The organism is Fructilactobacillus carniphilus (genome assembly GCF_024029675.1).
Lineage (GTDB): Bacteria > Bacillota > Bacilli > Lactobacillales > Lactobacillaceae > Fructilactobacillus > Fructilactobacillus carniphilus.
The window spans coordinates 894965-915761 of the sequence record NZ_CP097121.1 but is presented as its reverse complement, the minus strand read 5'-3'; the positions used below and the strand labels follow the sequence as shown (position 1 = coordinate 915761).

Sequence of the window (20797 nt, the reverse complement as noted above, 5' to 3'; positions counted from 1 at the left end):
TTCTTCGCTCACGCACTGAAAATGATATAATGATAACAATTTAACGAATGAGGAGAACATGATGGTCGTTGCACGGAATCGAAACGGACAAATTTTAATTAACGAAACTGCAATCGAAGCAAACGTTCACAACGCCGTGACGCGCCTGCAACCGGGAACGGAACTATTTGCGGTTGTCAAAGCGGATGCTTACGGTCACGGAGCGGTTCAAGTGGCGCAAGTTGCCTCACGTGCTGGAGCCACTGGCTTTTGTGTAGCAGTCTTAGATGAAGCGATTCAGTTACGGCAGGCCGGTTTTGTTTCCCAACCGATTTTAGTGTTAGGGCTCACGGACGAAACCAAGGTAGACCTAATTGCAAAGTATGACATTACGGTCACGGTGGCAGACGCAGCGTGGTTACAAGTTGCGGCTCGTTTAAAACACGAGCTCCGCATTGAAAAACCGCTTAAATTTTTCTTAGCCTTAGATAGTGGGATGGGGCGGATTGGACTGCAAAATCCCGCTGAGGTACGCGACTTTGATGCCTGCTTTCAGCAGTTACAAACTGAATTTGACTGGCAGGGGTTATACACCCATTTCGCAACTGCTGATAGCCCTGATGAAAAGTACTTTAACTTTCAGCTGCGGAACTTTCGTGCCATGGTAACCGCCATTGAGCGGTTGCCCCGCTATGTTTCGGTAGCCAATTCGGCTGCTGATCTCTGGCATCCAGTGCCGGAGGCCAACTTAGTCCGCTATGGCATTGCCATGTACGGATTAAATCCGTCGGGAACTGCCATCAAACCTCCGTTTTCCTTGCAACCAGCGCTGAGCTTAACCTCAGAACTGGTGTCTGTGCGGCAGGTAGCGCCGGGTCGTTCGATTGGTTATGGAGCCACTTATGCGGTTACCGAACCCACCTGGATTGGCACGATTCCGCTGGGATATGCAGACGGGTTACGCCGCTCGTTACAGGGTTTTTCTGTTTTGGTAAACGGGGAACGTTGTCCAATTGTGGGGCGAGTTTGCATGGATCAAATGATGGTGAAGTTACCGCATTTTGTCCCCGTGCATACGCTCGTCACCTTGATTGGAACCGATCACGGTGTCACCATTACTCTGCAGGAGATGGCGGAGCAGTGTCAAACCATTCATTATGAATTGGCCTGTGGCTTTTCGCAACGACTGCCACGGGTGTATTATCAAACTAATTTAGCAACTAAGGAGTCGAGGTGATTGACCATGAGTTACCGTTTAACTGCTAGTCAGATTTTATTTCCGATGCCATCCGACTGGATGTGGGACCACCGAGTGGTTTCTGTAGCGTCGGCCCGCTTTAATCTTAATCCGCTTGTGAACCAGATGGCGTATGGCTACCAGTCAATGGCCGGTTTAAACCAGCGGATTGTGGATGAGTTTTCGGCCTGTCAGTACGAGTCAATCTTTAACTTAAATAAATATTACGACGAAATGCAATAACCACAGACTTTAAGAACGAAAGGTTAGATTTAATGAGGGAAACGTCCATTAAGCGTGGTGATGTTTTTTTTGCTGATTTGTCCCCAGTCGTGGGATCAGAGCAAGGGGGGTTACGCCCGGTGTTGGTGATTCAAAATGACATTGGGAATCACTACAGTCCCACGGTGATTGTAGCGGCGATTACAGCGCAAATCAGTAAGCCGCGGATGCCGACTCACATTGCCATTGCTGCCAAACAAACCGGAATTGAACGAGATTCAGTGATTTTACTAGAACAAATTCGGACGATTGACAAACAACGATTACGCGATAAGGTGACCCATTTGGCGGACTCAATCATGGACCGCGTGAACCAAGCGCTGTCCTTGAGCGTGGGAACTGATTAAACGGTCTATACATAACGAAAGAGAGGGTGGAAAATAAACCAGTCTCTTTTTCGGCGTTACTAATATTTAGAGAACAAAGGAGTAAATAAGATGAAAATGATTGTAGGATTAGGAAACGTGGGGGCCCAATACACTGGAACTCGCCACAATACGGGATTCATGGCGCTGGATCAGTTTGCGACTGAACATCAACTGAGTTTTACCCAACATAAAATGGAAGCAGACTTGGCAAGTGGGATGGTGAATGGTGAAAAGGTGCTGTTGGTAAAACCAACGACTTACATGAACGAATCAGGGCGTGCCGTCGGTCCACTGATAAAATTTTATAAGTTGACGTTAGACGACCTTGTGGTGGTCTATGACGATATGGATTTACACGTGGGGCGGATTCGGCTCCGCACCCACGGCTCAGCTGGAGGGCACAACGGCATTAAAAGTTTGATTGCGCACTTAGGAACCGACCAGTTTAACCGCGTTAAGATTGGCATCGATCATCCGAAACGAGAGAGCGTTGTGAAGTACGTGCTTAGTCGGTTTAGTTTGGAACAACAGGGACCACTGGCTGAAGCGTTAGATCATAGTACCCAAGCCCTAGGAGAATGGGTCGCTGGGACGGACTTCCCCAAACTCGAGAATCAATTTAACTAGGCCGGGGGTCAGAAAGGATTGTTGTGGAATTAACGAACGTCTTTCAAGCATTACCACAGTACCAACAAATTCAGGCGAACCTAGCGCCCCAGACTCGTCAGTTAGTGACTGGCACCAGTGGCATTGCCCAAAAATTATTGTTAGAAACGCTGGTTTTAGATCAGCAGCAACCGTTCCTGTACGTGACGGATACTTTGGAACATGCCGAACAGGCAGTTAAGGAGTTTAGTGAAGGACCGCTAGACGTTCCCGTGTTCCTGTTTCCAGCTGAAGAATTGATTGCAGCGGAGGTGGCGACCAGTTCGCCTGAGTTTCGGTCCGAACGGGTTCAGGCTTTGGAGGCATTGCAGGGGGATCAACCAGTAATTGTGGTCGCTTCAACCGCTGGTTTGAAACGGGACCTCCCTCGTCCAGCTGACTTTGCGGTTGCCCGGTTGGTGGTCAAAATTGGGGCGGACTTTGATTTAATTGAGCTACAACGACAACTAGCCGAAATGGGTTATAGTCGCAAGAACTTAGTTGCTGTTCCTGGTGAGTTTGCGGTCCGAGGTTCGATCATTGATATTTATCCATTAAATGCCGAATCACCCGTGCGCTTAGACTTCTTTGACACGGAAATTGATTCACTGCGGAGCTTTGATCCGGCCAGCCAACGCAGCATTAAAAATCTAGAAAAAGTTACCATCTTACCAGCTACGGATTTCTTACCGACGGCTAGTGATCGGGAACATGCCATTACTGTCCTACAGGAACAACTGCAAAAGGTGACGGACGAGCCGCTCGAGGACCATATTAATGCCTTAATTAGCGATTTAAAAACCAAGGTAACCAATCCGGAGTGGCAGGTGTACGCGCGTTTTTTGTTTGCTAAGGAGACGTCGTTGTTAGACTACCTTCCGCAAACAGGAGTTGTGGTTTTTGACGACTATGCCCGAATTCGTGATGCTAACCAACAGTTAGAACAGGATGAAGCCAACTGGAAGGAATCGGTCCAAGAGAAACACCAACTCTTTGCGAACCAACCAGTTAGTTTAAATTTAACTACTGTTTTACGGGCCAGCCAGCAGCCGTGGCTACTCCTATCATTGTTTCAAAAGGGATTGGGACGGATGCGGTTGGATGACATCATTAACGTTTCGGTCCGGCCAATGCAACGGTTCTTTAGCCAGATGCCATTGTTGAAGACAGAAATGGAACGTTACCAAGCTGGTCTAACGACGGTGGTGGTGATGGTCACTGATTCTAAACGCCTTCAGCAGGTCCAACAGACCTTTCAGGACTTTAACATGAAGCTGACGGCCACCAGTGTTGATCAGTTAGTTGCAGATCAAGCGCAAATTGTGACGGGAGACTTAACGCTGGGTTTTGAACTCCCCGACGCCAACTTTGCGCTGATTACCGAACACGAACTCTTTCAAAGGGTTAACGAACGGGCTAAGCCGCGACGGATGCGGCAGCAACGGTTTACAAATGCGGAACGAATTAAGAGTTATACCGACTTAAAGCCGGGGGACTACGTGGTACACGTCAATCATGGGATTGGGCGCTACGACGGAATGCAAACCATGGAAGTTGATGGGAAGCACCAGGATTATTTGACGATTACGTACCAAAAAGACGCACACATCTTTATTCCGGTTACGCAGTTAAATCTGATTCAAAAGTACGTGGCGGCAGAGGATCAACATCCCCGCTTAAATAAGCTTGGCAGCAACGAATGGGCCAAAACCAAAAGTCGAGTGGCCCAAAAAGTTGACGACATGGCGGATGAGTTGGTCGAACTTTACGCTAAGCGGGAACACACCCCAGGCTTTGCCTTTCCAGACGACGATGACTATCAACTAGAATTTGAAGCCGCATTTCCTTACCAACCAACTCCAGATCAATTGCGGAGTACATCGGAAATCAAGCATGATATGGAACAACCCCACCCGATGGACCGCTTGTTAGTGGGGGATGTGGGGTACGGAAAAACGGAAGTTGCCATGCGAGCGGCGTTTAAGGCCGTGGAAGCGGGCAAGCAGGTTGCTTTCCTGGTACCAACCACTGTTTTAGCTCAACAACACTACGAAACGCTGACGAATCGTTTTGAAAACTTTCCGGTGGAAATCGGGGTGTTATCCCGGTTTAACAGTGCGCGCCAGACGAAACAAACTTTAGCCGACCTAAAGAGTGGCAAACTGGACATTGTGGTGGGCACCCACCGGTTGTTGTCCAATGACGTTCAGTATCACGACTTGGGGTTATTGATTGTGGACGAAGAACAGCGGTTTGGAGTCAAGCACAAGGAAAAATTGAAGGAACTGAAGCAAAACGTGGACGTCTTGACTTTGACGGCGACACCGATTCCTCGAACCTTGAACATGTCGATGATGGGAGTTCGTGATTTGTCAGTGATTGAAACGCCACCAGCTAACCGGTATCCCATTCAAACCTACGTGATGGAGCAAAACGACGCGACGATTGTGGATGGAATTCGGCGTGAAATGCAACGCGACGGTCAGGTCTTTTACTTGCATAACCGGGTCAAGGACATTGAAGCCAAGGTGGACCAGCTCCAAACTCTGATTCCGGACGCGCGAATTGGTTACATTCACGGTCAGATGACCGAAAACCAAATGGAACAAATTTTATACGATTTTATGAACGGCGACTATGACGTGCTGGTCACTACTACCATCATTGAAACTGGGGTAGACATGCCAAACGTGAACACGTTGTTTGTTGAGGATGCTGACCGGATGGGACTATCCCAGTTGTACCAGATTCGGGGGCGAATCGGTCGGAGTAATCGGGTCGGACAAGCATACTTTATGTATCAGCCCAACAAGGTACTGACAGAAGCCGGCGAAAACCGGTTGGAAGCCATTAAGGACTTTACGGAACTTGGGTCGGGTTTTAAGGTGGCCATGCGGGATTTGTCGATTCGAGGGGCTGGTAACGTGCTAGGGCGCGCGCAACACGGTTTCATTGATTCCGTAGGGTACGATATGTATACTCAAATGTTAAACGACGCGGTCGCTAACAAACAGGGCAAGACTCACAAGCCAGTTAAGACGGATGCCACTGTGGAACTAGGCATTGAAGCATACCTGCCGAGCGATTACATTGCTGATCCGCAGCAAAAAATCGAATTGTACAAGCGGATTCGTCAATTAGATAGTGAAGAACAGTTTACCGAGTTGCAAAGTGATTTAATTGACCGGTTTGGTGAGTATCCGCCGGCTGTTGCCAACCTGTTGACCGTTGATTTTATTAAAATGGTGGCTGACTATGCTCTGATTGATCAGATTAAACGGGACGGTCAGACGATTGTGATTACGCTGAGCAAGCAGGGTTCGCAGCTATACCAGAGCCAGGATTTACTGCGCGCGATTGCCACGACAAAGTTCCGGGCCACGGTTAACATGGTCGCTGGTCGCTTTCAACTAAAACTGATCATTCAACCCACCATGGCAGAAGCTGATTGGTTGAGTGAATTGGATCAGCTCGTTCAAGCGTTGGAAAAAGCTAAACCACAAGAAAAAGGAGAAAAAGTTCATGAGAATTGATAAATTTTTAAAATTATCCCGGATCATCAAACGACGGTCCGTAGCCAAGCAAATCGCTGACCAAGGACGAGTGTTGATTAACGGTAAACCCGCAAAGTCGGCTAGTAAAGTGGGCGTCGGTGATGAAGTTACGATTGAATTTGGAAACAAAACGCTCACCGTCCGGGTCTTGCAACTTTTGCAGACCACGAAAAAGACAGATGCAACTGCAATGTATGAGGTGGTTAACGAAGAATATCAACGGGATTATCAAAAAGAAGCTGATGAATTATTGTAAAGTACAATTTCTTGTTGTATCATGATTAACAAGAGAAAAATAATTAAAGGTGAGGTGATAGTTGGTGAACAACGAAAAAAGTAACGTGGCTCAGTTGCATGAAGCAATTGGTTCACGTCGTCCTCATCAACCAGGTCGCAATCCCCAGATTGTTAAACGTCGGGTACGGCGGGCCGTCATGTTAATTGCAGTTTTTGCAGTGGGACTGGTTTTTTTAGGAGTCCAACTATTTACAACGAATGCTCAAATTCGCTCAATGAATCATAACATCGATCGGGAGCAAGCAACTTTACAAAAGCGGCAACAAGAACGGCGCAAGTTGCAAAAACGGGACCAACGATTGCAGAATCAAGACTACGTGAAGGCTCTGGCTCATTCGAAGTACGACTATGGGAAAAAAGGGGAAACCAATTATCACTTTGTAAAGAAATAAAAAAAGCGGAAGCCTACTCGGGCTTCCGCTTTTTTCACGACTTTGTGATTTTATGTTATAATGCTAATAATTTAACTGAGGAGGAACGAATTTTTGGCGCTTGAAGTTGGAGAAATCCTTACGGGGAAAGTTACCGGAATTACCGGATTTGGAGCATTTGTTGATTTAGGCAACCGGCAAACTGGTTTGGTGCACATTAGCCAAGTAGCAGATGGGTACGTGAAAGATATTCATGATGTCTTAGCGGTCGGTGACGAAGTAAAGGTGAAAGTGACCAAAGTGGGTAGTGATGGGAAGATTGGATTATCCATCCGAGCCGCTCAGGAGCCAGAACACCAGGCGGAGGAGCAGCATGGTTCAAAACGACCAGTGGTTGCCAAGTCTCAGCGCCACGCTTCTGCGCATGCCAAGGCTCCTCACCATGCGGAAACGAAAGACGAAAGATTTGATGACATGTTGTCAGGATTTTTAAAGAAGAGTGAAACCCGCTTGTCAGAAATTAAAAAGAATACCGAAGGAAAACGGGGCGGTCGTGGTGGCCGTCGCAAGTAAATTACTAAAGCAGGGCCGGTTAGGTTCGGCTTTTTTCGTCTGAGGAGAAACGATGAGTCAGTTAGAACAGCAAGTCCAGGATCACTTACAAGCTGCGCAATTAGAACCCGGAGCAACTTTGATTGTGGCGGTTTCTGCTGGAGTGGATTCGATGGCCTTGCTTCATCTCTTAGAACGGGTAGGCCAATCCCAATTTCGGCTAGTGGTGGCCCACGTCAACCACCAGTTGCGGTCCGCCAGTGTAACCGAAGAACGATTCTTACGACGTTACTGTGGAGCGCACCACCTGCCTTTGTACGTGTGGCACTGGGACCATGGAGAGGTTAAGCAAGGAATGGAAGCCCAAGCGCGATCCGCACGCTACCAGTTTTTTCACCGGGTCATGGATCGAGAACACGCTCAAGCGGTCGTGACGGCGCATCAGCAAAATGATCAGGCCGAAACGGTTTTAATGAAGTTAGCTCGGTCTGGAGACGTGGGAGCGGTTCAAGGAATAAAGGCGCAACAGCCTTTTTTTACCGGTCAATTACTTCGCCCATTGTTAGCGGTTTCTAAGCAAATGTTAGTGACGTATGCACGTGACCAGCACTTAACCTGGTTTGAAGATGACACTAATCGAGCAGATGGGGTGCTGAGAAACCGAATTCGCCACCACGTGTTACCAGCACTACAGCGGGAAAATGCGCAAGCAACCGCTCATTTGGCCCAGTTTGCGACCAACTTGCAACGGGTAGAACAACAATCGGAGCTGTTGGCCGACCGTTTGCTTGACCCAGACCGACTCCGTGAGGATTCTGGCGGGTTGACTTATCAACTAACACCAGCGGATCAACCGGTTTTGGAATCCCTGCTACCCGTGTTGTGGCGGCGGGTTCAGAAGCAGCCGTTAACGACGGCCAAGGTTCAGGCGGCGCAACGTCTCATCTTGAAACGGTCTAAGCCACAGGGCGAACTTGACTTAGGTCAAGGCTGGCAATTGAAAAAACGATACCAGTCGCTGCGGTTGCAAAAAAAATCTGCGAATTTAGCAGAAAATTACCAAGCCGTTGGACCGTTTATGGTAGTATTAAACCACTGGTATGAACTTCCAGGTCAGGGACAATTTGGGGTATTTTCTCCAGAGCAACGACTTGCTTGCGTCGTACACACACAACCAATGTGGCTCACAGAGCAACAATGGCCCCTGCAGGCGAGATCCTGGCGAACTACCGATCGAATTGCTTTGCCTGACCAGCACTCGCAGCGAATTCGCCGGGTTCTAATTAACCAAAAGGTACCGGCAGAACAACGAAATCATTGTTTGGTGTTAGAAACTGCAACTCAGTTTGTGGCAGCTTTAATTGGGTTCAAAGTAAGTTATCAAGCGCACGACGTTCGGGCGCATAAATATCTCTTAGCAATTAAAAACGAAAGGAAAAACGATGAACGACGATATCCAAACCATCTTGTATAGTGAGCAAAAGATTCAGGCTGCCTGTCAGCGGCTTGGACAGCAATTAACCCAGGATTATCAAGGCAAAAAGCCCTTAGTCATTTGTGTTTTAAAAGGGGCTGTTCCCTTTACGGCAGATTTAATTAAGCAGATGGATTTGTACATGGATATCGACTTTATTGACGTATCTAGTTACCACGGAGGCACGCAGTCCAGTGGAGATATTCAAATGGTAAAAGATATTGATGAAGATGTGTCCAGACGTGATGTTCTTTTAATCGATGACATTGTTGATACGGGACATACACTGGCCTATCTGAAGGAATTATTGAAACAACGAGGGGCTGCTTCGGTACGGGTTTGCATGTTAATGGATAAACCGGAAGCCCGCCAGGTCAAAGGAATGCAGGCCGATTACGTTGGTTTTAATGTTCCCAACGAATTTTTGGTGGGTTATGGGCTAGACTACCAAGGCAAGTATCGCAATTTACCGTACGTGGGAATTTTGAAACCAGAAATTTATCAAGATTAATCAGTCGTTTCTCATTTCGAAAAGTGATAAGATTTTGTATGTTAATTTAATCAAATTGGAGGACACAAATGAAAAATAATAAAAATGGACTTTTTAGAAGTAGTCTGTTTTATATCATTGCTTTTGTGTTAGCGATGGGGGTTGTCCTGTTTGCTACCGGTGGAAACACCAGCAATGGACCCAAATCCCAAAAAATTGAATCCAGCCAGTTCATGAAGGACTTAAAGTCCAATAAAGTAAGTAACTTTAACATTGAATCGGCGGATGGAATTTATAAGGTGACCGGACAGTATCGGGAACCCCAAAAGGCTAAAGTTGCTAAATCAGGGGGCATTCCATCATTTACGGTAACCAAAAAGGGATTGGAAAAATCTGATCAAGCTAGCGTAAAGGTCAAGAATTTTACCACGACGTTGGTGAAAAGTGATTCAACCGTTAAAGAGGTTAATAGCGTTGCCCAACAACACAATGCGAAGGTAAACGCGAAGCCCACGCAGTCGAGTGGGTTTTGGATTAACCTAATTGTTTCTGTTTTGCCCTTGTTAATTTTCATTTACTTGTTTTACATGATGATGAAACAAGCTGGTGGCGGGGCTGGTGGTCCTGGCGGTGTGATGAAGGTCGGCAAGACCAAGGCCAAACCAGTTGAAAGTAAGGTCCGCTTTAAGGACGTGGCCGGTGAAGACGAAGAAAAACAAGAACTGGTCGAAGTGGTTGAATTCTTAAAGGATCCGAAGAAATTTACTAATTTGGGAGCTACAATCCCCAAAGGGGTCTTATTAGAAGGACCTCCCGGAACTGGGAAAACCTTACTGGCTAAAGCAGTTGCTGGGGAAGCCGGTGTGCCATTCTACTCTCTGTCAGGTTCTGACTTCGTAGAAATGTTTGTCGGGGTCGGTGCGAGCCGGGTGCGAGATTTATTCTCAGAAGCTAAAAAATCAGCTCCCGCCATCATCTTTATTGATGAAATTGATGCCGTAGGTCGTCGCCGTGGAAACGGTATGGGCGGCGGTCACGACGAACGGGAACAGACTTTGAACCAGTTACTGGTGGAAATGGACGGATTTTCTGGAAACGAAGGGGTCATCGTGATGGCTGCTACCAACCGGTCTGACGTCCTGGATCCCGCTTTAACTCGTCCTGGTCGGTTTGACCGAAAGATTCTCGTGGGGCAACCAGACGTGCGCGGTCGAGAAGCAATCTTAAAGGTTCATTCCAAAGATAAGCCAATGGCTAAGGATGTCGATTTAAAGGAAATTGCTAAACAAACCCCTGGTTTTGTAGGGGCTGACTTAGCTAACTTGCTAAACGAAGCTGCTTTATTGGCAGCGCGGCGGAATAGTTCCGAGATTACAGCTGCTGATATGGATGAAGCTGAAGATCGGGTGATTGCCGGACCAGCCAAACGGAACCGGGTTATCAGCCAACACGAACGAGAAGTGGTGGCTAATCACGAAGCTGGTCATACAATTGTGGGACTAGTCTTAAACGATGCGCGGGTCGTTCACAAGGTTACGATTGTTCCACGAGGTCGCGCCGGTGGATATGCCATCATGCTGCCCCGAGAAGATCAGCAATTGTTGTCTAAGAAGGACGCCATGGAACAAATTGCTGGAATGATGGGAGGCCGGAGTGCCGAAGAAATCATCTTTGATTCCGAATCCTCTGGAGCATCCAATGACTTCCAGCAGGCAACCCAAATTGCCCGGGCCATGGTGACCCAATATGGGATGACCGATAAGTTAGGGACAGTTGCGTTAGAAGATCCGAATGCTGATCCATATGCTGCACCGAAGTACTCACAGGAAACGGCCAACGCCATCGATGAGGAAGTTAAGCACTTTACTGATGAAGGACATCAGATGGCCAAGAAAATTATTTCGGAGCACCGTGAACAACATAAAGCCATTGCTGACGCCCTCTTGAAGTACGAAACGTTAGACGAAAAGCAAATTCTAAGCTTGTACAAGACTGGGAAGATGCCGGCGGAAGATGAAGCGCCTGAAAACGAAAGTGAAACCTTTACGGAAGCCGAACGTAAGGCAACAACAAAGGAAAATCAGGAAGCTCATGAATTGAACAACGAAATCAAACATGATGATGACATTACCATTCATGGCGATGATGATTCTGATGATGAATAGTGTGATAAAGAACGTAAGCAGAAATGCTTGCGCTCTTTTCGCATCAAGCTAAACTAATTTATGGAGGAATAATGATGGCAAATACGCAAGATCAACTAGTTAAAGCCCTGACGAATGATCAAAATTTTCGGGTTTTAGCTGTAAATGCAACTGACGTTGTGAAAACGGCGCAACAAGCACATCACTTGCAAAGTACCTCAGCAGCAGCGTTAGGCCGGGCGTTAGTGGCTAGTTTATTACTGGCTAATTCTGCTCTGAAGGGGAAGGAAGGGATGACGATTCGCTTAAACGGTCAGGGACCGGTCGGTGGGATGCTGATTGATGCCGATGCGGATGGTCACGTCAAGGGTTACGCTCAAAACTCCGATGTGGATTTACCCCGGACGGACACTGGTGAAATTGACGTGGCCGCCGGAGTTGGTGATGATGGTTTCTTAGAGGTGTTAAAGAATCTCGGTGGGACCGAACCGTATTCTAGTAGTGTGCCGTTAGTGAGCGGGAAAATTGGGGATGATTTTGCTTATTATCTAGCTAAGTCAGAACAGATTCCATCGGCACTCGGAGTTTCCGTGGAAATTAACGAGCAAAATGAGGTGGAAGTTGCCGGGGGCTACTTGATTCAAACGATGCCCGGCGCGGACGAAGGTGCGATTGAAAAATTAGAAAACCGTTTGAAGACCCTACCGGGAATTGCAACCACCTTACAGGAAGATGGCGATCCAGAGCATTTGATTGACGTCATTTTTGGTGCAGAGAACGTGAAGGTCTTACAACACCTGCCGGTTTCCTTTTACTGTGATTGTTCTAAAGAAAAATTTGCACAACGGTTGGCGGGAATTGGTCGCAAAGACCTGCAAGAAATTATCGATGAGGATCACGGTGCTGAAGTGGTTTGCAATTTCTGTGGTACTAAATATGATTTTTCTGAAGATGATTTAGTAAACATTTTGAACAAGCAAGCAAAGGGTGGCAATCATGAGTAAAGATCGCAGTTGGAAAATTGGAAACGTGCAAATTGATAACCCGTTGGTGGTGGCGCCAATGGCAGGAGTTACTAACTCAGCCTTTCGGGTTATCTGTAAGAAATTTGGAGCCGGACTAGTCGTTTGTGAAATGATTTCTGACAAGGGAATCATGTTTAAGAACCAGAAAACGTTGGATATGACCAACGTGGAAGCTGAAGAACACCCCATGAGCATTCAAATTTTTGGTGGAGATCAGAAAACGCTGGTGGAAGCAGCCAAGTTCATTGATCAAAAAACGGCGGCCGACATCATTGACATCAACATGGGTTGCCCAGTGAACAAGGTCATTAAGTGTGAAGCCGGAGCCCGCTGGCTCTTAAATCCTGATAAAGTGTACGAGATGGTGTCAGCCGTAACCGCTGCCGTTAGCAAACCGGTTACGGTTAAAATGCGGACCGGTTGGGACGACGACCACATTTACGCCGTGCAAAACGCGCTAGCGGCTGAAAAGGCTGGCGCTGCCGCCGTGGCCATGCACGGTCGGACCCGGGAACAAATGTATCGGGGCCACGCTAACTGGGAAATTTTGAAGGAAGTTTCAGACGCTTTGACGATTCCATTCATTGGCAACGGAGACGTGACGACTCCGCAAATGGCTCAACAGATGCTAGATGAAGTCGGGACGACCGCCGTCATGATGGCGCGAGCCGTGGAAGGAAATCCGTGGATTCTGACCCAGACGAACCACTACCTAGAAACGGGTGAAATTTTACCCAAACCGGGAGTAGAGGAACAAATGACGGTGGCCAAGGAACATTTGCACCGATTGGTAGATCTCAAGGGTGAATACGTGGGAGCCCACCAATTCCGGGGTCATGCTCCTTACTACCTTAAGGGGTTGTCGCACTCTGCGCGGACCAAAGTGGCGTTAACGAGTGCGGATACCGAGGCTGAAATGATTCAAATCATGGATGATTTTGTGGCTAAGACCGAAGCCCGGCAGAAAAAACGCCAGGCGGCCGTACAAGGCTAATTGGTCTATGTTAAAATTGAACTAGTTATTTAGTTTGGAGGAATTAGTGTGGCACAAGATCCGAAGCAAAAAAGAAAACAAGAACGCCAAATGAACGACCAGATGCGGGTGCGCCGGGAAAAAATGAACGAGCTCCGCGAAGCTGGAATTGATCCGTTTGGTCACCGGTTTAAGGTGACGGCGTTAGCACAACCTTTGACTGATGAATATGATCAATATTCAAAAGCCGAATTAGAACAAAAGGACATTCAGGTTTCCATTGCGGGTCGAATCGTTGCCAAGCGGGGGAGTGGAAAGGTTGGTTTTGCCGATATTCTCGACCGAACCGGCCGGATTCAGGTTTACGTTCGAAAAGACGTAATTGGTGATGAAGAGTACCACATCTTTAAACGGGCCGACATCGGGGATTTTCTCGGTTTTACGGGTGAATTGATTAAGACCGACATGGGTCAATTAACGGTAAAACCCAACAATGTGACCTTCTTGTCCAAGTCATTACGGCCGTTACCAGATAAGTATCATGGTCTACAAAACAAGGAACAAAAATACCGGCAACGGTACTTGGATTTAATTTCGAACCGAGAAAGCTTTGACCGCTTTCAAAAGCGGGCTCAAATTATTAAGGCTATTCGTAAATACCTTGATGATGAATTGGACTTTACGGAAGTAGAAACGCCGGTTCTACATCAATCAGCAGGAGGAGCTTCTGCTCGACCGTTCATTACGCACCACAATGCGTTAAACATTGATTTATACCTCCGGATTGCTCTGGAATTGCACCTGAAACGGTTAATCGTAGGGGGCATGGGTCGCGTTTATGAAATTGGTCGGGTCTTTCGGAATGAAGGAATGGATAAGGAACACAATCCGGAATTCACCGAATTAGAAAGCTACGCTGCTTACTTTGATTTCCACGACGTGATGGACGAAACGGAGGGAATCTTCCGCAGTGCAGCCAAAGTAGTTAGCGATAACGGTCAGGTTGAATACCAGGGTCAAAAAGTGAACCTGGATCAATCGTTCAAACGAATTCACATGGTGGATGCTATTAAGGAAGTAACGGGCGTGGACTTTTGGCCCCAAATGACGGATGACGAAGCTAAGCAACTAGCCGACGAACACCATGTTCAATACGAATCGTATTGGAAAGTGGGCCACATCATTAACGCCTTCTTTGAAACTTTTGTGGAACCAACGATTACGGACCCAACCTTTGTGTACGGACACCCAATTGAAATTTCTCCACTGGCTAAGAAGAACGAAGAAGATCCACGCTTTACGGATCGATTTGAACTATACATCTTAGGGAACGAGTATGCGAATGCCTTTTCTGAATTAAACGATCCAATTGACCAACGGGAACGGTTTGAAGCCCAGGTTAAGGAACGTGAAAACGGAAATGACGAAGCTCAAGGCATTGACGAAGATTACGTTAAAGCTTTGGAATACGGCATGCCGCCTACGGGTGGATTGGGAATCGGAATTGACCGGTTGGTAATGCTCTTGACGGATGCCCCATCCATTCGGGACGTCTTGTTATTCCCAACCATGCGTCCAGAAGAAGATTCCGAATAAGTAAAATTAGTATGAAAACGAAACTCTTTAGGGTAAACTTAAAGGGTTTTTTGTTTACCTTAAAAAAGATGGAGCGATGTCAATGTGGGATGCAGTCCAAAAAACCTTTAGCTGGCGGGAGAATGCCTTTGACCTACGTCATTTACAGTTAGCGACCAAGCTGTTATTAACGATTAACTTAGTAATCATCTTAGTGGTGTTTGCAATTAGTCGGGAGTTTACTAGCGTGATTGGCTGGCTCTCGTTAGCTGCTAGTATTTTTAGCGTGATTAATTTAATGTTGTGTGATGAAGGGAAAATTACGAACTACAGCTGGGGTATCTTTGAATCGCTCTTGTTTTTAGTGATTGACTGGCAAAATCGCTTGATTGGTGATTTGGCGACGAATATCTATTATCTAGTCACCCAAACCCTAGGCATTTTTTGGTGGGGCAAGGAGCTCAAGCAGCAAACGCAACAACGTTTTTTACAACCGCGGAAATTGAAAAAATGGCAAATTGGCTTGGTAATTGCTGGACTAGCGTTGCTCTATTTAATTGTGTTGTTTTTTAGTAAACGGCTGCATGGCACGCAGATTTATTTAGATGCTTGTCTGTTACCATTGAGCGTCATGGGGATGCTTTTAATGCTGGGAGGCTATCGGTCGCAGTGGCTGATTTGGATTACCTGGGATGTGGTTAGTTTGATTATTTGGTATCGGCAGTTTCAGGTTTTGAGTCCCGCTTCGGCTTCCATGTTGGCGCTCGAAGTGATTAAATTGGTGAACGGACTTTATGGTGCGTATCGCTGGTTTGGGAAACGACCAATTGCTAGTTAGAATCGATTTCCAAAAAAATGATGAGAAATTGTTGACTTTTATCGGTAGAGGTCGTATTATTATAAATGCGCTGAAGAGCAGCGCCGAGTAGTTCTTTGAAAACTGAACAAGATTTTGATTACAAAAAGTGTAAGGAATTTTTAAACTAGCGTTTAAAAATTAAACATTTGCGAAGTCAATTCGCTTAAGAAACAAATAATAAAGTAGAGCTAGTAAAGTTCTCATTTAAAATGAGAGTTTGATCCTGGCTCAGGACGAACGTTGGCGGCGTGCCTAATACATGCAAGTCGAACGAGGTCTCCTAAATGAAATGAAGTGCTTGCACGGATTTGACTTTAGATCGGACCGAGTGGCGAACTGGTGAGTAACACGTGGGTAACCTGCCCAGAAGTAGGGGATAACACCTGGAAACAGATGCTAATACCGTATAACAACTAAAACCACATGGTTTTAGTTTGAAAGCTGGCTTTTATGCTAGTGCTTTTGGATGGACCCGCGGCGTATTAGCTAGTTGGTGAGATAATGGCTCACCAAGGCGATGATACGTAGCAGACCTGAGAGGGTAATCTGCCACAATGGGACTGAGACACGGCCCATACTCCTACGGGAGGCAGCAGTAGGGAATCTTCCACAATGGACGAAAGTCTGATGGAGCAACGCCGCGTGAGTGAAGAAGGGTTTCGGCTCGTAAAACTCTGTTGTTAGAGAAGAACGACTGTGAGAGTAACTGCTCACGGCGTGACGGTATCTAACCAGAAAGTCACGGCTAACTACGTGCCAGCAGCCGCGGTAATACGTAGGTGGCAAACGTTGTCCGGATTTATTGGGCGTAAAGCGAGCGCAGGCGGTTTTTTAAGTCTGATGTGAAAGCCTTCGGCTTAACCGAAGAAGTGCATCGGAAACTGGGAAACTTGAGTGCAGAAGAGGACAGTGGAACTTCATGTGTAGCGGTGAAATGCGTAGATATATGAAGGAACACCAGTGGCGAAGGCGGCTGTCTAGTCTGCATCTGACGCTGAGGCTCGAAAGCATGGGTAGCAAACAGGATTAGATACCCTGGTAGTCCATGCCGTAAACGATGAATGCTAGGTGTTGGGAGGTTTCCGCCTCTCAGTGCCGAAGCTAACGCATTAAGCATTCCGCCTGGGGAGTACGACCGCAAGGTTGAAACTCAAAGGAATTGACGGGGACCCGCACAAGCGGTGGAGCATGTGGTTTAATTCGATGCTACGCGAAGAACCTTACCAGGTCTTGACATCTTCTGTTAGCCTAAGAGATTAGGTGTCCCCTTCGGGGGCAGAATGACAGGTGGTGCATGGTTGTCGTCAGCTCGTGTCGTGAGATGTTGGGTTAAGTCCCGCAACGAGCGCAACCCTTGTCTTTAGTTGCCAGCATTGAGTTGGGCACTCTAGAGAGACTGCCGGTGATAAACCGGAGGAAGGTGGGGATGACGTCAAATCATCATGCCCCTTATGACCTGGGCTACACACGTGCTACAATGGACGGTACAACGAGTTGCGAAACCGCGAGGTCAAGCTAATCTCTTAAAGCCGTTCTCAGTTCGGATTGCAGGCTGCAACTCGCCTGCATGAAGTTGGAATCGCTAGTAATCGTGGATCAGCATGCCACGGTGAATACGTTCCCGGGTCTTGTACACACCGCCCGTCACACCATGAGAGTTTGTAACACCCAAAGTCGGTTGGATAACCGTTTGGAGTCCGCCGCCTAAGGTGGGACAGATGATTAGGGTGAAGTCGTAACAAGGTAGCCGTAGGAGAACCTGCGGCTGGATCACCTCCTTTCTAAGGAATAATACGGAACCTTACACCGATCAAAGTCTTGTTTAGTTTTGAGAGGATTACTCTCAAACTTAGTTCTTTGAAAACTAGATAATATTATTTTCTGTAAGAATTATATTGATTGATATAATTTTAACCGAGAAAACCATTGTGTAATTTGAGTTTTTTAATGTGTTTAATCGCTAAACTCAATAATTTATAATCCGTCGGATTATAGGTTAAGTTAGAAAGGGCACATGGTGAATGCCTTGGTACTAGGAGCCGATGAAGGACGGAACTAACACCGATATGCTTCGGGGAGCTGTAAGTAAGCTGTGATCCGGAGATTTCCGAATGAGGAAACTCGATTAGTGTAATGACTAATCACTATATAGTGAATTCATAGCTATATAGAGGCAGACGTGGGGAACTGAAACATCTAAGTACCCACAGGAAGATAAAGAAATTTCGATTCCCAAAGTAGCGGCGAGCGAACTGGGAATAGCCCAAACCGAACCTTCGTGGTTCGGGGTTGTAGGACTTAACATTTGAGTTACAAAAGAATTTAATAGCTGAAGCAGCTGGGAAGCTGCACCAAAGAGAGTGATAGTCTCGTAAGCGAAATTGAATTCCCTCAGTTCAGGATCCTGAGTACGGCGCCACACGTGAAACGGCGTCGGAATCCGGGAGGACCATCTCCCAAGGCTAAATACTCCCTAGTGACCGATAGTGAACCAGTACCGTGAGGGAAAGGTGAAAAGCACCCCGGAAGGGGAGTGAAATAGTTCCTGCAACCATGTGCTTACAAGCAGTCAGAGCCCGTTAAGGGGTGATGGCGTGCCTCTTGTAGAATGAACCGGCGAGTTACAGTTGCATGCAAGGTTAAGCCGAAAAAGCGGAGCCGTAGCGAAAGCGAGTCTTAAGAGGGCGAATTAGTATGTTGCCGTAGACCCGAAACCAGGTGATCTATCCATGTCCAGGATGAAAGTGCGGTAATACGCACCGGAGGTCCGAACCCGTGTACGTTGAAAAGTGCTGGGATGAGGTGTGGATAGCGGTGAAATTCCAAACGAACTTGGAGATAGCTGGTTCTCTCCGAAATAGCTTTAGGGCTAGCCTCGGAATTAGAATCATGGAGGTAGAGCCACTGTTTGAGCGAGGGGTCCGTCTTGGATTACTGAGTTCAGATAAACTCCGAATACCATTGATTTATGTCCGGGAGTCAGACGATGAGTGATAAGATCCATCGTCGAAAGGGGAACAGCCCAGACCGCCAGTTAAGGTCCCTAAATATATGCTAAGTGGAAAAGGAAGTGGAGTTGCTTAGACAACTAGGATGTTGGCTCAGAAGCAGCCACCATTTAAAGAGTGCGTAATAGCTCACTAGTCGAGTGATTCTGCGCCGAAAATTTACCGGGGCTAAGCATATTACCGAGACTGCGGACGCAACTACGTTGCGTGATAGGAGAGCGTTCTAAGGGCAATGAAGGCAGACCGGAAGGACTGTTGGAGCGCTTAGAAGTGAGAATGCCGGTATGAGTAGCGAAAGACCAGTGAGAATCTGGTCCACCGAATGACTAAGGTTTCCTGGGGAAGGCTCGTCCACCCAGGGTTAGTCGGGACCTAAGCCGAGGCTGAGAAGCGTAGGCGATGGATAACAGGTTGAGATTCCTGTACTAGTTAATTATGTTGGAACGATGGAGGGACGCAGAAGGCTAGGTTGAGCATCCAGCTGGAAAAGGATGTTTAAAACGTAAGTCAGGTGAGGAGTGAAATGCTTCTGACCGGGTTGACAAGCGTTGATGAGGATCGAAATTAAAGTAGAGAAGCAACTGATGTCACGCTGCCGAGAAAAGCTTCTAGTGAGTAATTAACTACCCGTACCGCAAACCGACACAGGTAGTCGAGGAGAGGATCCTCAGGTGAGCGAGAGAACTCTCGTTAAGGAACTCGGCAAAATGACCCCGTAACTTCGGAAGAAGGGGTGCTGACCGTCAGGTCAGCCGCAGTGAAAAGACTCAAACGACTGTTTATCAAAAACACAGGTTTATGCAAAATCGTAAGATGAAGTATATGGGCTGACGCCTGCCCGGTGCTGGAAGGTTAAGTGGAAAGGTTAGCTTCGGCGACGCCTCGAAATGAAGCCCCAGTAAACGGCGGCCGTAACTATAACGGTCCTAAGGTAGCGAAATTCCTTGTCGGGTAAGTTCCGACCCGCACGAAAGGCGTAACGATTTGAGTACTGTCTCAACGAGAGACTCGGTGAAATTAAGATACCTGTGAAGAAGCAGGTTACCCGCGACAGGACGGAAAGACCCCATGGAGCTTTACTGTAGCTTGATATTGGGTGTTTACATAGCTTGTACAGGATAGGTAGGAGCCATTGAAACCGGGACGCTAGTCTCGGTGGAGGCACCCGTGGGATACTACCCTTGCTATGTGAACACTCTAACCCTGAGCACTCATCGTGCTCGGAGACAGTGTCTGGTTGGCAGTTTGACTGGGGCGGTCGCCTCCTAAATAGTAACGGAGGCGCTCAAAGGTTTGCTTAGAATGGTTGGAAATCATTCTGTAAGTGTAAAGGCAGAAGCAAGCTTGACTGTGAGACTGACTAGTCGAGCAGGGACGAAAGTCGGACTTAGTGATCCGGTGGTACCGTATGGAAGGGCCATCGCTCAACGGATAAAAGCTACCCTGGGGATAACAGGCTTATCTCCCCCAAGAGTTCACATCGACGGGGAGGTTTGGCACCTCGATGTCGGCTCATCGCATCCTGGGGCTGTAGTTGGTCCCAAGGGTTGGGCTGTTCGCCCATTAAAGCGGTACGCGAGCTGGGTTCAGAACGTCGTGAGACAGTTCGGTCCCTATCCGTCGCGGGCGCAGGAAATTTGAGAGGAGCTGTCCCTAGTACGAGAGGACCGGGATGGACATACCGCTGGTGTATCAGTTGCGCCGCCAGGCGCACCGCTGAGTAGCTATGTATGGATGAGATAAACGCTGAAAGCATCTAAGTGTGAAACTCGCCTCAAGATGAGATTTCCCATTCCTATATGGAAGTAAGACTCCTGAAAGATGATCAGGTCGATAGGTTAGAAGTGGAAGCGTAGCGATACGTGAAGCGGACTAATACTAATCAGTCGAGGACTTAACCAAGGAAAAGCAGAATGGAAACTCAGCAGGAAATAATATTAGCTAGTTTTGAGGGAACGAAGTTC

General features: G+C 47.3%; 15 protein-coding genes and 2 rRNA genes. All 17 read left to right on the top strand.

Annotated elements, in window-relative coordinates:
• Window positions 1–61 precede the first annotated feature (61 nt).
• A complete protein-coding gene (alr, locus tag M3M37_RS04665) occupies window positions 62–1216 on the top strand; it encodes an alanine racemase (protein ID WP_252795922.1) in 1155 nt (384 codons plus the stop codon).
• A gap of 6 nt (window positions 1217–1222) precedes the next feature.
• Window positions 1223–1459, top strand: coding sequence for a hypothetical protein (locus M3M37_RS04660; protein WP_252794503.1), 237 nt, complete (start codon window positions 1223–1225; stop codon window positions 1457–1459).
• Window positions 1460–1491: 32 nt separating this feature from the next.
• Entirely contained in the window at window positions 1492–1845 is a 354-nt protein-coding gene (locus tag M3M37_RS04655; protein WP_252766279.1) for a type II toxin-antitoxin system PemK/MazF family toxin, read from the top strand.
• A gap of 90 nt (window positions 1846–1935) precedes the next feature.
• Entirely contained in the window at window positions 1936–2493 is a 558-nt protein-coding gene (pth, locus tag M3M37_RS04650) for an aminoacyl-tRNA hydrolase (RefSeq protein ID WP_252794501.1), read from the top strand.
• Window positions 2494–2516: 23 nt separating this feature from the next.
• Entirely contained in the window at window positions 2517–6044 is a 3528-nt protein-coding gene (gene mfd, locus M3M37_RS04645; protein ID WP_252794500.1) for a transcription-repair coupling factor, read from the top strand.
• On the top strand, window positions 6034–6321 hold the full coding sequence (locus tag M3M37_RS04640; protein ID WP_252794498.1) for an RNA-binding S4 domain-containing protein: 288 nt from the start codon (window positions 6034–6036) through the stop codon (window positions 6319–6321). Before mfd ends, M3M37_RS04640 begins: the two co-directional genes overlap by 11 nt.
• Before the next feature lie 64 nt (window positions 6322–6385).
• The gene (locus tag M3M37_RS04635) at window positions 6386–6754 is read left to right on the top strand and encodes an FtsB family cell division protein (protein WP_252794497.1); all 369 of its coding nucleotides are present in this window, start codon (window positions 6386–6388) and stop codon (window positions 6752–6754) included.
• A gap of 93 nt (window positions 6755–6847) precedes the next feature.
• The gene (locus M3M37_RS04630; protein ID WP_252794495.1) at window positions 6848–7306 is read left to right on the top strand and encodes a S1 domain-containing RNA-binding protein; all 459 of its coding nucleotides are present in this window, start codon (window positions 6848–6850) and stop codon (window positions 7304–7306) included.
• A gap of 52 nt (window positions 7307–7358) precedes the next feature.
• On the top strand, window positions 7359–8759 hold the full coding sequence (gene tilS / locus M3M37_RS04625) for a tRNA lysidine(34) synthetase TilS (protein ID WP_252794494.1): 1401 nt from the start codon (window positions 7359–7361) through the stop codon (window positions 8757–8759).
• Window positions 8728–9270, top strand: coding sequence for a hypoxanthine phosphoribosyltransferase (hpt, locus tag M3M37_RS04620; protein ID WP_252794492.1), 543 nt, complete (start codon window positions 8728–8730; stop codon window positions 9268–9270). The genes tilS and hpt overlap by 32 nt, the downstream gene beginning before the upstream one ends.
• Before the next feature lie 68 nt (window positions 9271–9338).
• Window positions 9339–11414: an ATP-dependent zinc metalloprotease FtsH gene (ftsH, locus tag M3M37_RS04615; protein WP_252794490.1), complete on the top strand. Its 2076-nt coding sequence runs from the start codon at window positions 9339–9341 to the stop codon at window positions 11412–11414.
• 74 nt (window positions 11415–11488) lie between these two features.
• Complete coding sequence (gene hslO / locus M3M37_RS04610) at window positions 11489–12397, top strand: Hsp33 family molecular chaperone HslO (protein WP_252794489.1); 909 nt, start codon at window positions 11489–11491, stop codon at window positions 12395–12397.
• Entirely contained in the window at window positions 12390–13412 is a 1023-nt protein-coding gene (dusB, locus tag M3M37_RS04605) for a tRNA dihydrouridine synthase DusB (RefSeq protein WP_252794487.1), read from the top strand. Before hslO ends, dusB begins: the two co-directional genes overlap by 8 nt.
• A 90-nt stretch (window positions 13413–13502) precedes the next feature.
• Window positions 13503–14987, top strand: coding sequence for a lysine--tRNA ligase (gene lysS, locus M3M37_RS04600; RefSeq protein WP_252795921.1), 1485 nt, complete (start codon window positions 13503–13505; stop codon window positions 14985–14987).
• An 82-nt stretch (window positions 14988–15069) separates the two neighbouring features.
• The gene (gene pnuC, locus M3M37_RS04595) at window positions 15070–15804 is read left to right on the top strand and encodes a nicotinamide riboside transporter PnuC (protein WP_252794485.1); all 735 of its coding nucleotides are present in this window, start codon (window positions 15070–15072) and stop codon (window positions 15802–15804) included.
• 226 nt (window positions 15805–16030) lie between these two features.
• Window positions 16031–17606, top strand: a 16S ribosomal RNA gene (locus M3M37_RS04590).
• Between the two features lie 213 nt (window positions 17607–17819).
• Window positions 17820–20735, top strand: a 23S ribosomal RNA gene (locus tag M3M37_RS04585).
• The 16S and 23S rRNA genes sit together here, the layout of an rRNA operon.
• Window positions 20736–20797: the final 62 nt, after the last annotated feature.